At 73.7% G+C, this 12,349-nt stretch carries 12 protein-coding genes; 7 read left to right on the forward strand and 5 right to left on the reverse strand.

The features are described 5' to 3' along the window. Window positions 1-50 precede the first annotated feature (50 nt). The 6 genes from Q3W68_RS23420 to Q3W68_RS23445 all read left to right on the forward strand — a co-directional run bounded on the left by Q3W68_RS23420 (window position 51) and on the right by Q3W68_RS23445 (window position 5,672). Window positions 51-881, forward strand: coding sequence for an ABC transporter ATP-binding protein (locus Q3W68_RS23420; RefSeq protein WP_302907505.1), 831 nt, complete (start codon window positions 51-53; stop codon window positions 879-881). Then, the gene (locus tag Q3W68_RS23425; RefSeq protein WP_302907506.1) at window positions 878-1,594 is read left to right on the forward strand and encodes an ABC transporter ATP-binding protein; all 717 of its coding nucleotides are present in this window, start codon (window positions 878-880) and stop codon (window positions 1,592-1,594) included. Before Q3W68_RS23420 ends, Q3W68_RS23425 begins: the two co-directional genes overlap by 4 nt. Window positions 1,595-1,607: 13 nt before the next feature. Continuing rightward, window positions 1,608-2,486, forward strand: coding sequence for a branched-chain amino acid ABC transporter permease (locus tag Q3W68_RS23430; protein ID WP_302907507.1), 879 nt, complete (start codon window positions 1,608-1,610; stop codon window positions 2,484-2,486). Next, window positions 2,483-3,628, forward strand: a complete 1,146-nt coding sequence (locus Q3W68_RS23435; RefSeq protein ID WP_302907508.1) for a branched-chain amino acid ABC transporter permease — start codon at window positions 2,483-2,485, stop codon at window positions 3,626-3,628. Before Q3W68_RS23430 ends, Q3W68_RS23435 begins: the two co-directional genes overlap by 4 nt. Window positions 3,629-3,678: 50 nt before the next feature. After that, window positions 3,679-4,950 (forward strand): ABC transporter substrate-binding protein, encoded by a 1,272-nt coding sequence (locus Q3W68_RS23440; RefSeq protein WP_302907509.1) that lies wholly within the window; start codon window positions 3,679-3,681, stop codon window positions 4,948-4,950. Between the two features lie 95 nt (window positions 4,951-5,045). Next, complete coding sequence (locus Q3W68_RS23445; RefSeq protein WP_302907510.1) at window positions 5,046-5,672, forward strand: TetR/AcrR family transcriptional regulator; 627 nt, start codon at window positions 5,046-5,048, stop codon at window positions 5,670-5,672. 40 nt (window positions 5,673-5,712) lie between these two features. On the opposite strand, the gene Q3W68_RS23450 is transcribed toward Q3W68_RS23445, so the two are convergent. From Q3W68_RS23450 to Q3W68_RS23465, 4 genes are all read right to left on the reverse strand, one after another. Continuing rightward, entirely contained in the window at window positions 5,713-6,297 is a 585-nt protein-coding gene (locus tag Q3W68_RS23450; protein WP_302907511.1) for a cysteine hydrolase family protein, read from the reverse strand. A 10-nt stretch (window positions 6,298-6,307) separates the two neighbouring features. Continuing rightward, window positions 6,308-8,395, reverse strand: coding sequence for a glycogen debranching N-terminal domain-containing protein (locus Q3W68_RS23455; protein WP_302907512.1), 2,088 nt, complete (start codon window positions 8,393-8,395; stop codon window positions 6,308-6,310). Next, window positions 8,388-8,756 (reverse strand): SCP2 sterol-binding domain-containing protein, encoded by a 369-nt coding sequence (locus tag Q3W68_RS23460; protein WP_302907513.1) that lies wholly within the window; start codon window positions 8,754-8,756, stop codon window positions 8,388-8,390. The genes Q3W68_RS23455 and Q3W68_RS23460 overlap by 8 nt, the downstream gene beginning before the upstream one ends. Window positions 8,757-8,839: 83 nt before the next feature. After that, window positions 8,840-9,256 (reverse strand): MarR family winged helix-turn-helix transcriptional regulator, encoded by a 417-nt coding sequence (locus Q3W68_RS23465; protein WP_302907514.1) that lies wholly within the window; start codon window positions 9,254-9,256, stop codon window positions 8,840-8,842. A gap of 81 nt (window positions 9,257-9,337) precedes the next feature. Between Q3W68_RS23465 and Q3W68_RS23470 the strand changes: the two genes are divergently transcribed. After that, window positions 9,338-11,128 carry an ABC transporter ATP-binding protein gene (locus Q3W68_RS23470; RefSeq protein WP_302907515.1) on the forward strand — a complete coding sequence of 597 codons (1,791 nt, stop codon included), beginning with the start codon at window positions 9,338-9,340 and terminating at the stop codon, window positions 11,126-11,128. Here the strand turns inward: Q3W68_RS23470 and Q3W68_RS23475 are convergent. Further along, window positions 11,107-12,349 (reverse strand): AAA domain-containing protein (locus Q3W68_RS23475; protein ID WP_302907516.1); only part of this gene is annotated, 1,243 nt, incomplete at its 5' end. The genes Q3W68_RS23470 and Q3W68_RS23475 overlap by 22 nt on opposite strands.

The raw sequence follows: 12,349 nt of genomic DNA on the forward strand, positions 1-12,349 counted from the left end.
ACTCCCGGTGTAATTAGTTTTCCCGCTCCGTCGACCGGCACGAGGTGACGATGAGCCCACCGGCCACAGCCGCCGACGGCCTGGCGCTGCACCACGTCGGCGTACGCTTCGGCGGCCTGGTCGCCCTCGACGACGTCTCGCTGCGGGTGCCGCCCGGCCGGGTCGTCGGCGTGATCGGCCCCAACGGCGCCGGCAAGACCACCCTGTTCAACGTGGTCTGCGGTTTCGTCCGGCCGACCGAGGGTTCGCTCACCCTGGACGGCCGGCCGTTCCGGCCCCGCCCGCACGCCCTCACCCGGCTCGGCATCGCCCGCACACTCCAGGGCGTGGGCCTGTTCGCCGGGCTGAGCGTGCTGGAGAACGTGGTGGCCGGCGCCAGTCACACCGCCCGCGCCGGCTTCGCCGCCGCGCTGTTCGGCCTGCCCCGCAGCGACCGGGACGAGCGGCGGCTGCGCGCCCGGGGGATGGACCTGCTCGCCGAGCTGGGCATCGGGAAGTACGCCGACGCCGCACCGGCCACCCTGCCCTATCCGGTGCGCAAGCGGGTCGCGCTGGCCCGCGCGCTGATCGCCCGCCCTCGGCTGCTGCTGCTCGACGAACCGGCCGGCGGGCTCGGCGCCGACGACGTGGCCGAGCTGGCCGACCTGGTCCGCGCGCTGCCCGACCGGGCCGACGGCTGCGCCGTGCTGCTCGTCGAGCACCACATGGACCTGGTCATGTCCGTCTGCCACGAGCTGGTCGTGCTCGACTTCGGCAAGGTGATCGCCGCCGGCCCGCCGGAACGCATCCGCGACGACCCCCGGGTCACCGAGGCGTACCTGGGCGCCGACGTGCCCACCGAGCCGACCGGGAGCGCCGAGCCCGCCGGGAGCGCGTCGTGAGCGCCGTGCTGGAGGTGGAGGCGCTCAGCTGCGGCTACGGACCGGTGCCGGTGCTGCGCGACGTCGCCTTCACCGTCCCGGCCGGCACCGTCACCGCCGTGCTGGGCGCCAACGGCGCGGGCAAGACCACGCTGCTGCGTACCCTCTCGGGTCTGCTGCGACCCACCGGCGGCGTGGTCCGGTACGCGGGGGAGGACCTGCGCGGCGTCCGGGTCGAACACCTGGTCCGGCGCGGCCTGGCGCACGTGCCGGAGGGGCGCGGCGTGGTGACCGAGCTGACGGTGGCGGAGAACCTGCGCCTGGGCGGACTGTGGCGGCGTGACCGGGCCGACGCCCGGCGCGCGCAGGACGAGGTGTACGAGCTGTTCCCGGCCCTGGCCCGCCGCCGTGACCACGCCGGACACCAGCTCTCCGGCGGCGAACGGCAGATGCTCGCGATCGGCCGCGCGCTGATCGCCCGGCCCCGGCTGCTGCTGCTCGACGAGCCGTCGCTGGGGCTGGCGCCCAAGGTGGCCGCCCAGATCATGGCGCTGCTGCGGCGGCTGCGCGACGAACGGGGGCTCACCGTGCTGCTCGTCGAGCAGAACGTGCGCACCGCGCTGTCCGTCGCCGACCAGGGCATCGTCATGTCGCTCGGGCGGGTGGTGACGGCCGCGCCGGCCGCCCGGCTGCGCGACGACGACCAGCTCCGGCACGCGTACCTCGGATTCTAGGAAGGGGTCGCCGATGGAGCGGTTCTGGTTCCTCACCTTCGACGGGCTCGCCGCCGGGGCGGTCTACGCGGCGTTCGCGCTCGCGCTGGTGCTCATCTGGCGGGCCGCCCGGGTGGTCAACTTCGCGCAGGGCGCGATGGCGGTGGCCACCGCCTACGTCGGGTACGCGGTCGTCTCCGCCACCGGCTCGTACTGGCTGGGCCTGGCCGCCGCGATCCTGTCCGGGCTGGCCCTGGGCGCGCTGGTGGAGCGGGTGCTGATGCGGTTCGCCGGCCCCGGCGGGCCGCTCAACCAGGTGATCGTCGCGCTCGGCCTGGTGCTGGTCATCCAGGCGGTGCTCGGCATGGTCTTCGGCAACGACTACCGGCCCGCACCGGCGCCGTTCGACACCGACGCGCTCACCATCGGCGGGGTGGCCGCGCTGTCCCCGTACGACCTGTGGGTGCTCGGCGCGGCGCTGACGGTGGTCGCGCTGCTCGCGCTGCTGTTCACCCGTACCCCGGTCGGCCTGCGGATGCGGGCCGCCGCGTTCGCGCCCGAGGTGTCCCGGCTGCTCGGCGTCAGCGTCGGCCGGATGCTCACGCTGGGCTGGGCGCTCGCGGCGGGCGTCGGCGCGCTCGCCGGGATGCTGGTCGTCCCCACCGGACTCGGCCTGCACTCGCACGCCATGGACCTGGTCTTCGTGGTCGCGTTCACCGCCGCCGTGGTCGGCGGCCTGGACAGCCCGGTGGGCGCTGTCGTCGGCGGCCTGCTGGTCGGCTTGATCCTGTCCTACGTCACCGGCTACCTGGGACCGGACACCACACCGCTGGCCGTCCTGGTGCTGCTGCTGGCCGTCCTGCTGGTCCGCCCCGGCGGGCTCTTCTCCGCGGCGAGAGCGAGGCACGTGTGACGAGCACCCCCACCGAGATCGCGCCCGCAGCGCCGTCCCCGCTGCGGCGGCTGCTCCCCGGCGCACCCGCCGGACGCGAGGCGCGCGGCTCCACGCTGCTGCGCCACCTCGCAGTCGCCGTGTTCGCCGGCACGCTCGTCGTGCTGGTCACCAACCAGCTCGCGCCCTACCAGAACCTCCAGGTGGCGCGCGTCTGCGCGTTCCTCTGCGTCACCGCCGGGCACACGGTCCTGGTCGGGCTCAACGGCCAGCTCTCCCTCGGGCACGGCGCGCTGATGGCCACCGGCGCGTACACCATGGCCCTGACCCAGCAGGCCCTCGACGACCGGGCCGTACGCGGCTGGTGGACGCTGCCGGCGTCGCTGCTCGCCGCCGTCGCGGTGACCGCGCTCGGCGGGCTGGTGGTCGGGCTGGCGGCCGCCCGGCTGCGCGGGCCGTACCTGGCCGGCGTGACCCTGGCCGTGGCGACGCTCGTCCCGGCTGTCACCACGATCTTCACCGGCGTGTTCAACGGCGAACAGGGGCTGCGGTTCCCGGCGCAGACGCCACCGGCCGCGCTCGGCGCCTACTTCCAGCCGGAACGCTGGCTGGCCTGGATCGCGCTGGCCGCCGCGCTGCTCACCATGCTGCTGCTGGCCAACCTGGTGCGCAGCCGCTTCGGCCGGTCCCTGCGGGCGGTACGCGACGACGAGGTCGCGGCCCGGCTCGCCGGCATCCCGGTGGCCCGCACGCAGGTGCTGGCGTTCGTGGTCAGCGCCGCCTGCGCCGGCCTCGGCGGCGGCGTGTACGCCATGCTCACCGCCACCGTAGCGCCCGGCAAGTTCCCGCTGGACCTGTCGCTGTTCCTGCTCATGGCGATCGTGATCGGCGGGCTGGGCAGCCTGGCCGGCGCGGTCTGGGGCGCGGTGCTGCTGGTGGCGCTGCAGGACCTGCCCGGCCTGCTCACCGAACACCTCAGCCTCTCCGCCGGGCTGGCCCAGCGGCTGGAGGGCAACCTCGCGCTGGCCGTGTTCGGTCTGATCCTCATCGTCGTCATGCTCGCCGCCCCGGGCGGCCTCCAGGGCGGGGTGCGCGCCGTCGGCACCCGGCTGCGCGCGGCGCTCCGCCGCCGCCGCGCGCCCCGCCGGTCGCCGGACCGCTGACCTCACCGGTTCCACCCACCGTTCGCACCGTCGCACCGGATTGGAGAACCATGCGCCCCACCACCCGCCGCGTTCTCGCGGCCGCCGCCGGCCTGGCCCTGCTGGCCGCGTTGCCGGCTTGCGCCGACGACGAGAAGCAGGCCGCCGAGAACGTCCCCGGCGTCAGCGACTCCGAGGTCGTCATCGGCACCCACCAACCGCTCACCGGACCGGCCGCGCCCGGCTACTCGAAGATCTCCGCCGCCACCAAGGCGTACTTCGAGCACGTCAACACCAAGGGCGGGGTGCACGGCCGGAAGATCGTCTACAAGGTCATGGACGACGGCTACAACCCCGCCAACACCGAGAACGTGGTCCGCAAGCTGGTGCTCGACGACAAGGTCTTCGCGCTGCTCGGCGGCCTGGGCACGCCCACGCACACGAACGTGCTGGAGTTCGTCAAGACGCAGAAGGTGCCGGACCTGTTCGTCGCCTCCGGCAGCCGCAACTGGAACCAGCCGGACAAGTACCCGACCACGTTCGGCTGGCAGCCCGACTACACGGTCGAGGGCAAGATCCTGGCCAGCTACGTCAAGCGGGAGTTCCCCGGCGCGAAGGTCTGCCACTTCGGGCAGAACGACGACTTCGGGCGGGACTCGCTGGCCGGGGTCGAGCAGATCCTCGGCCCGGTCGCGGCGAAGCAGACGTACACCACCACCAACCAGCAGGTCGGCCCGGCGATCGGCGCGCTGCGCGCGGCCGGCTGCCAGGTGGTCATCTCGGCGACCATCCCCGGCTTCACCGCGCTGGCCATGGGTCAGGCCGCCGGGCAGGGCTTCAAGGCGCAGTGGGTGGTGTCCAACGTGGGCGCCGACTACACCACGCTGTCCGCGCAGCTCGGTGACAAGAAGGTGATCCTGGAGGGCATGGTCGCCGACAACTACCTGCCCATGGTGGGCGACACCGCGAACCCGTGGATCCAGGAGTTCACCAAGATCCACCAGAAGTACAACGCCGGCAACCCGGTCGACGGCAACGCGATCTACGGCTACTCGATGGCGTACACGTTCGTCCAGGCGATGCTCGCCGCCGGGCCCGACCCCACCCGGGAGAAGCTGGTCGAGGCCGTGCGCAAGGGCGGCTTCCGCGGGCCGGGCCTGACCCCCTTCCGGTACGCCGAGGGCGTGCACGCCGGCTACGGCGGCGTCCGCCTGACCAAGGTGAGCAACGGCGCGCAGGCGTACTTCGGTCCCGCGTACACCACCGACGACGGTGACGGCGCGGTCACCGAGTTCACCGAGCCGCCGACGAACCCGCCGGCGGACGCCGTGCCGACGTCCTGACCGCAGTGCTGTCGCCGGGTGGCCGGGTGCCGGCCGCCCGGCGACACGCACGTAGAGTGGCCGCCGGCAGACGAGCAACAGGAGAGCCCGTACCCATGATCGAGCTGGAGACCGACCCGCCGGAACGGGTGGACGGCCGGGCGGCGCGGGCCGAGCGGACCCGGGCCGCGATCGTGGAGGCGCACCTGGCCCTGATCGACTCCGGTGACCTGCGGCCCACCGGGGAGCGGATCGCCGAGCGGGCCGGGGTGTCGCTGCGCACGCTCTGGACCAACTTCAAGGACATGGAGACGCTGTTCGCCGCGACCGGGCGGCGGGTCGGCGAGCGGCAGGCAGCGCTCTGGCGGCCGGTGCCGCCGGAGCTGCCGCTGACCGCCCGGATCGCCGCGTTCTGCGACCAGCGCGCCCGGCTGCTGGAGGTGCTGGCGCCCTCGGCCCGCGCGTCGGCGCTGCGGGAGCCGTTCTCCCCGCAGTTGCGCCGCAACCGGGAGGCGGCCGTCGCCCGGGTCCGGCAGGAGATCGAGGCGGTGTTCGCCCCGGAGCTGGCGCAGGCCGGACCGGGCCGGGAACAGTTGCTGGACGCGCTCACAGTTGCCGGCACCTGGTCGGCCTGGTCGATGATGCGCGACTCGATGGGGCTCGACGTGGACGCCGCCCGCTCGGTGATGGCCCGCACGCTCGGCGCGCTGCTGGTCGACGCGATCGCCGCCGGCCTGCGCTGAGCGCCCCCGGCGCCCTGCGCCGAGCGGTCCCGCCGCCCGGTCAGGCGATCTCGCCGGTGGCGGCCACCTCGCCGAGCTGGCCCAGCGTGCTCAGGTAGGCGTCGTGCAGTTCGTCGGTGGCCGCCGTGCACGCGTCGGAGACGGTGACGATGCGGTACCCCTGGTCGACCGCCTGGTAGGCGGTGGCGGCGACGGCCAGGTTCGTCGCGACGCCGGTGAACACCACGGTCCGCACGCCCCGGCCGCGCAGGATCAGGTCCAGCTCGGTGCCGGAGAATCCGCCGAGCCGGGTGGAGGTGACGACGACGTCGCCCGGCTGTCGCCCGACCTCCTCGACGATCCGGGTCTTCGGGTCGCCCTCCAGGAAGGCCCCGCGCTCCCTGATCATGGCGAAGCTCGGGTTGGCGATCAGGTCCGGGTAGCCGGGCCGGTAGGCGACGCGGGTGAAGACGACCAGGCCGCCCGCCGCCCGCGCGGCGGCCGCGACCCCGGCCGCGTTCGCCGTCACGCCGTGCCGGGCCACCTGGTCGGCGAAGAACGGGCCGAAGACGCCGTCCGGGCTGACCACCTCGTGTTGCCAGTGGACGCCCACGACCGCGGTGTGCGCCCAGTCGATGCGCTGCATGTCGATCCCGTCACGGTGCGGAGAGCTGCTGCGGCGCCAGCTCGTACCGGCTCAGACCGCCGGCGGCGGTGCTCCTGCCGAAGGCGTCCAGGCGCCCCCAGCGGCCGGGGACGTCGAGTAGCGCCACGTAGTCGAGGCTAGCAGGCAGGGCGGGCCGGGCCACGAGATCGTCGCCGACCGGCCGGAGACCGAGCATCGTCCGCAGGAGCAGCAGCGGCGCCCCGGCCGACCAGGCCTGCGGGCTGCACGCGGTCGGATACCGGATCGGGTAGCGGGTCTCGGACCGGGCATGCCCGGCGAACGCCTCCGGCAGCCGGCCGTCGTAGAACGCCGCCGCGTCCAGGATGCCGGCCGCGATGCGGGCCGCCTCGTCGGCGTACCCGTAGCGCCGCAGACCCCAGGCGATGAACGAGTTGTCGAACGGCCAGATGGTCCCGACGTGGTAGCCGACCGGGTTGTAGCGGGCCTCGCCCTCGGCCAGCGTGCGGACACCCCAGCCGCTGAACATCGCCGGTGACATCAGGTGCCGCACCAGCGCCTCGGCCTTCGGCTCCTCGACGATGCCGCTCCACAGCAGGTGACCGATGTTGGACGACAGGGCGTCCACCCGGCGGCCGTCGCCGTCCAGCGCCAGCGCCATGTACTCGCCGTCGTCGATCCAGAAGTCGTGGTTGAAGCGGCGCTTGAGGTCGGCTGCGTCCCGCTCCAGCCGGTCCGCGTACGCCGGGTCGTGCCAGATCTCGCGCGCCAGCCGGGCGGTGCGCACCTTCGCGTCGTACGCGTACCCCTGGAGTTCGCAGGTGGCGCGCGGGAAGCCCGGCAGCCGGCCGTCGCGGAAGGAGATGCTGTCCCAGGAGTCCTTCCAGCACTGGTTCTCCAGGCCGTTCACCGGGTTGCGCCGCTCGTAGGAGACGTAGCCGTTGCCGGCCCGGTCGGCGTAGTGATCGATCCAGTCGACGGCCGCCCGCGCCTCCTGCTCCACCGCGCGTACGAGGGCGGCGTCGCCGGTCCACCGCTCGTACTCGTCGAGCAGCACGAGGAACAGCGGAGTGGCGTCCGCGCTGCCGAAGTAGGGGCTGTGCGGTGTCTCGTCGAAGACGGTCAGCTCGCCGTAGCGCATCTCGTGCAGGATCCGGCCCGGCTCCTCCTCCCGGAAGTCGTCGATCCGGCTGCCCTGGCGGAAGGCGAGCACTGTCAGCGTGGTGGCGGCGAGTTCGGGTGCGAACGGCAGCGCCTGGAGGCTGGTGAGGATGCTGTCGCGGCCGAACAGGCACATGAACCACGGCAACCCGGCGGCCAGGACGCACCCCGCTCCGGCGAGGAACGGACTGAACCGCAACGCGGCCAGGTCGATGAGGCTCTGCCGGTACGTGTTCTGCAACGGTCCCCAGCTCGTCTCCAGGCGCGGCGCCCGGTCCAGCCACTCCCGTAGCTCGGCGGGTTTGTCCCGGGCGTGGCCCTCGACCCGCCCGGGCAGGCTGAGCCGCTCCAGCCCTCGGGGCAGGGGGAGGTCCGGCTCGGCGGTCAGCCGGGTCTGCCACCGGCCGTGGGGTTCGATGTGCACGTGCAGCGTCAGACCGTTCTCGTCCACCTCCGCCGGGGCCGTGGCCGACACGATCGTCTCGCGGCGGTAGCGTTCGCGCTGGTACCCCAGGACGAGTCGCGGGCCGTCGACCCGCCGGTAGTGCCGCCCCCGGCGGTTCGTCGTGCCCTCCTTGACCGCGAAGAGGTCCGCGAAGTCCGCGTCCACCTCGATCCGTACGGTCAGGTCGACGGGCCGCCGGTCGTTGTTGACCAGGAGCAGGTTCTCCTGAAGTCCGGCATCCAGCGTGTGGGTCCGGCACACCGCGAGTGTGCTGTTGACGTAGACGTCCTGACTGCCCGGGACCAGGTAGAACCGGTTCTCGAAGTACTGGATGTCGTCGATGGACAGCGTGCTGAGCCGCTCGCCGTCGATGGTGAGCTGCCACCGGGACAGCAGACGGGTGTCGTGGGCGAACAGGCCGTGTGTGGCGTCGGCCGCCGGGACGATGTCGCCCGCCCGGTCGCAGACCAGGAAGATCGTCCCGTCGAAGATGCCGACGTGGTCGTCACCCATCGTCTTCTCCCAGATGTCGTTCCGGGCGCGAACCGGGCGGGGAGGGGAACAGCCGGCGTACGGTGGCGAACAGCCGCGGGCTGCCCTCCACCTCGGCCTCGCCGCGCAGGACGGTGGTCAGGAAGTACGCCTCGCCCCGCGCGATCCGGTCGAAGACGGCCCGGTCCGCCCGGACGACCGCGTCCCCGCCGGTGGCCTGCCGCGCCGCCGTGACCTCGCCGCGGGCGATGGAGACCAGCCAGTGGTCGACCGACCCGTCGCCGGCGATGTCGAACCGGACGGTGCCCTCGTGGAGCGCTGTCAGCCCGCGCTGCCTGCGCTGCCCCAGGCTCCGGAAGAACTCTTCGGTGGCGTCGACCATCGGCCCTCCTCCCGATGGCGCTATTCCCCGCCAGAGGGCCTGTCGCCTCACCCGGAAGGGGTGAAACCGGGGAAGCCGGAGACCTAGTCCTCGCGCAGCAGGCGCAGGATGCGGGCCAGCTCGGCCCGGTCCTGCGGTGCGAGCGCGCCGAAGAACCGTTCCGCCTCGGTGGCCCGTGCCTGCCGGATCGCGGTGCCGACCCGCTCGCCCTCGGCGGTGGGCGCGACCAGCGTGGCCCGCCTGTCGCCCGGGTCCGGCCGGCGCTCGACCAGGCCACGCTCCTGCAACCCGTCGACCACCTCGGTGGCCGAGCGCGGCGCGATGCGCAGGTGCTCGGCGAGCGCGCCGGGACGCAGCGCGCCGTGGCGCATCAGCACGCCGAGCGCCCGCGCCTGCCCGGGGCTGATCTCCCACGGCTCAAGCGCGCGCTTGGTCTGGTGCCGCAGCCGGCGGGTCACCGCCCAGAACGTCTCGGCCAGGCTCTCGTCGCTGCCGCTCACGGGAATACGGTAACAGGCTTTCGTGTTGTTCCCTCATGTTGAGGTAACTTCAGCATGTTTCCCCCGACACGAGGAGCACCCTTGGATCGCATCCCCGACGGCCGCCGTGACGGCCGAACCGTTTCCCCCGCCGAGAAGGCCCAGGCCCGCGAGGTGTCCCTGCGCCGGATCGGCGGCCTGTTCACCGCCCATCGCCGCCCGCTCGCCACCGTGGTGGCGATCATCGTGGCGTCCTCGATCATCGCGATGGCCACGCCGTTCCTGCTGCGTACCGTCATCGACCGGGCCCTGCCCGAGCGCGACCTGACGCTGCTGGCCTGGCTGGTCGCGGGCATGGTCGCGGTAGCCGCCGTGACCGCCGTGCTCGGCGTCGCGCAGACCTGGATCTCCACCCGCGTCGGCCAGGAGGTCATGCACCGGCTGCGCGCCGACGTCTTCGCGCACCTCCAGCGGCAGTCGATCGGCTTCTTCGTGCGCACCCGCACCGGCGAGGTGCAGTCGCGCATCACGAACGACATCGGCGGCATGCAGTCGGTGGTCACCTCCACCGCCACCTCTATCGCCGCGAACCTCACCACAGTCGTCGCCACCACCATCGCCATGCTGGCGCTGAGCTGGCGCCTCACGCTCGTCTCGGCGGTCGTGCTGCCGCCCGCGCTCTGGCTCACCCGCCGGGTCGCCCGCCTGCGCCGGGAGATCACCGCCCAGCGCCAGCGCGAACTGGCCGACCTCACGGTGACCATCGAGGAAGGGCTGTCGGTCAGCGGCGTACGGCTGGCGAAGACGCTCGGCACCGGCCCGGCCCTGGTAGACCGGTTCACCGCCTCCTCGGCCCGCCTGGTCGACCTGGAACTGCGCTCGGAACTGGCCGGACGGTGGCGGATGGCCGCCATGAGCATCGTCTTCGCCGCCATCCCCGCGGTGATCTACCTGGGCGCCGGGCTGCCCGGCACCGCCGGCACGCTCACCATCGGCACGCTCGTCGCGTTCACCGCGCTCCAGGGCAACCTGTTCCGGCCGCTGATGGGCCTGCTCAACGTCGGCGTCACGCTCACCGCGTCCCTCGCCCTGTTCGCCCGGATCTTCGAATACCTCGACCTGCCCGTCGAGGTCGCCGAGCCGGCCCGCCCGGTCCCGCTCGACCCGGCCACCGCCCGCGGCCACCTGCGTATCGAGGACGTCACCTTCAGCTACCCGGGCAGCGACACCGCCGCCCTCGCGGGCGTCAGCCTGGACGTCCCGGCCGGCACCAGCCTCGCCCTGGTGGGGGAGACCGGCTCCGGCAAGAGCACGCTCGCCGCGCTGATCAGCCGGCTGCACGACCCGGACGCCGGCCGCATCACCATCGACGGGATCGACCTGCGCGACCTGCGACCGGCCGACCTGGCCGCCGTCGTGGGCGTGGTCAGCCAGGAGACGTACCTGCTGCACGGCACCGTGCGGGACAACCTCCGGTACGCGCGCCCGGACGCCACCGACGCCGAGATCGAGTCCGCCGCCCGCGCCGCCCGCATCCACGACCTCGTCGCCGCACTGCCCGACGGGTACGACACCATGGTCGGCTCGCGCGGCCACCGGTTCTCCGGTGGCGAGCAGCAGCGCCTGGCGATCGCCCGGACGCTGCTGCGCGACCCGCGGATCCTGGTGCTGGACGAGGCGACGAGCGCGCTGGACACCGAGACCGAGCGCGCGGTGCAGCGCGCGCTGGACGAGCTGGCCCGGGGCCGGACCGTGGTGACCATCGCGCACCGGCTCTCCACGGTTCGCGACGCCGACCGCATCGCGGTGCTCGACCACGGCCGGATCGTCGAGTCCGGCACCCACGACGCGTTGCTGGACCGGCGCGGCCGCTACGCCGCGCTGGTCGGCTGAGCGCCGTCGCGGCCGGCGCCGGCGCGGGTGGCCAGCTCCAGGGCGGCCCGGATCGGGTCGCCGGCCCAGCGGCTGCTGAACGCCTCGTGCAGCTGCCACCCGGCCCGGGCGAGCGTGCGATGCCGTTCCAGGTGTGCCGCTACCCCGTCCGGGTGCACCGCGCAGATCACCCCGAACGCGTCCGCGTCCGCGCAGAGGTCGACGCGCCAGCGGCCCACCGGATACCCGGACCGCACGGGCAGGCCGAGCCGGCGCAGCTCCTCCGCCAGCTCGGCGGTCCAGCCGGTCACCGGTGCGGCCTCCGGCGCGACGGGTGGCCGGTCCGCGTAGGCGAGGAAGTCGCCCACCAGGCCCTCCGGCGAGCGCAGCGACGTGACCACCGTCAGCCGCCGCCGGGCGCGGGTGACGAGCACGTTGAACAGGTTCGGCGCGGCCACGAACCGGTGTCGTGACGGCGGGTCGCCGTCCACCAGCCCGAGCGACGCGATCACCACGTCCGCCTCGCTGCCCTGGAACCCGTGCACGGTGCCCGAGCGCAGGCCGAGACGCTCGATCTCGTCGACGTCGTACGCGGCCAGCAGCGCCGCCTCCACCGCGTCGGCCTGCGCGCGGAACGGGCTGACCACAGCGATCCCGCCCGCCGGGGGATCGTCGGCGAGCCGCCGCACGAGATCGAGGACGGTTGCGACCTCGGCGTGGTTGATGCCGTCGACCACGCTCGCCCCCTCGACGGTCAGCACGTCGATGACGTCGGCGCGCTCGTTGCGGGGATGCCGGGTGACCAGTTCCAGCCGGTCGCCGTAGAACCGGCGCGCGGAGAACCCGATCAGGTGCGGGACGGACCTGTGGTGCTCGCCCAGCCAGGTGACCGGGGCGGCGCCGGTGGCCACGTCGAAGGCGCTGGACCGGCGTACGTCGAGCCGGTCGCCGAACCGGTCCAGGCCGTGCCGGTGCAGGGTGGCGACCACGTCCACATCGGCCACGAACGACACGAACCGCAGCTGCCGGGGGTCGCCGGCCACCAGCGCACGCCGGGCCCGGGCCAGCGCCGGGGCGGCCCGCAACTGGTCGATGTGCGCCGCCTCGTCGAGCACCACCAGGTCGAACATCCCCGGCACCGGTGGCAGCAGGTCCTCGACGTCGGTGACCGTGCCCACCCAGAGCGGCAGCGCCCGCACCAGCGCCTGGGCGTCCAGCCCGGCCAGCAGCTCGCGGCGGCGG

Source organism: Micromonospora sp. C28ISP2-4, assembly GCF_030519385.1.
Classification (GTDB): Bacteria; Actinomycetota; Actinomycetes; order Mycobacteriales; family Micromonosporaceae; genus Micromonospora; species Micromonospora tulbaghiae.

What these genes read in the sequence shown, in the direction of transcription:
- Q3W68_RS23455 (WP_302907512.1), bottom strand. Translation starts at nt 8,395, where the DNA reads ATGGGTGACGACCACGTCGGCATCTTCGACGGGACGATCTTCCTGGTC.
- Q3W68_RS23460 (WP_302907513.1), bottom strand. Translation starts at nt 8,756, where the DNA reads ATGGTCGACGCCACCGAAGAGTTCTTCCGGAGCCTGGGGCAGCGCAGG.
- Q3W68_RS23430 (WP_302907507.1), top strand. Translation starts at nt 1,608, where the DNA reads ATGGAGCGGTTCTGGTTCCTCACCTTCGACGGGCTCGCCGCCGGGGCG.
- Q3W68_RS23450 (WP_302907511.1), bottom strand. Translation starts at nt 6,297, where the DNA reads ATGCAGCGCATCGACTGGGCGCACACCGCGGTCGTGGGCGTCCACTGG.
- Q3W68_RS23445 (WP_302907510.1), top strand. Translation starts at nt 5,046, where the DNA reads ATGATCGAGCTGGAGACCGACCCGCCGGAACGGGTGGACGGCCGGGCG.
- Q3W68_RS23440 (WP_302907509.1), top strand. Translation starts at nt 3,679, where the DNA reads ATGCGCCCCACCACCCGCCGCGTTCTCGCGGCCGCCGCCGGCCTGGCC.
- Q3W68_RS23420 (WP_302907505.1), top strand. Translation starts at nt 51, where the DNA reads ATGAGCCCACCGGCCACAGCCGCCGACGGCCTGGCGCTGCACCACGTC.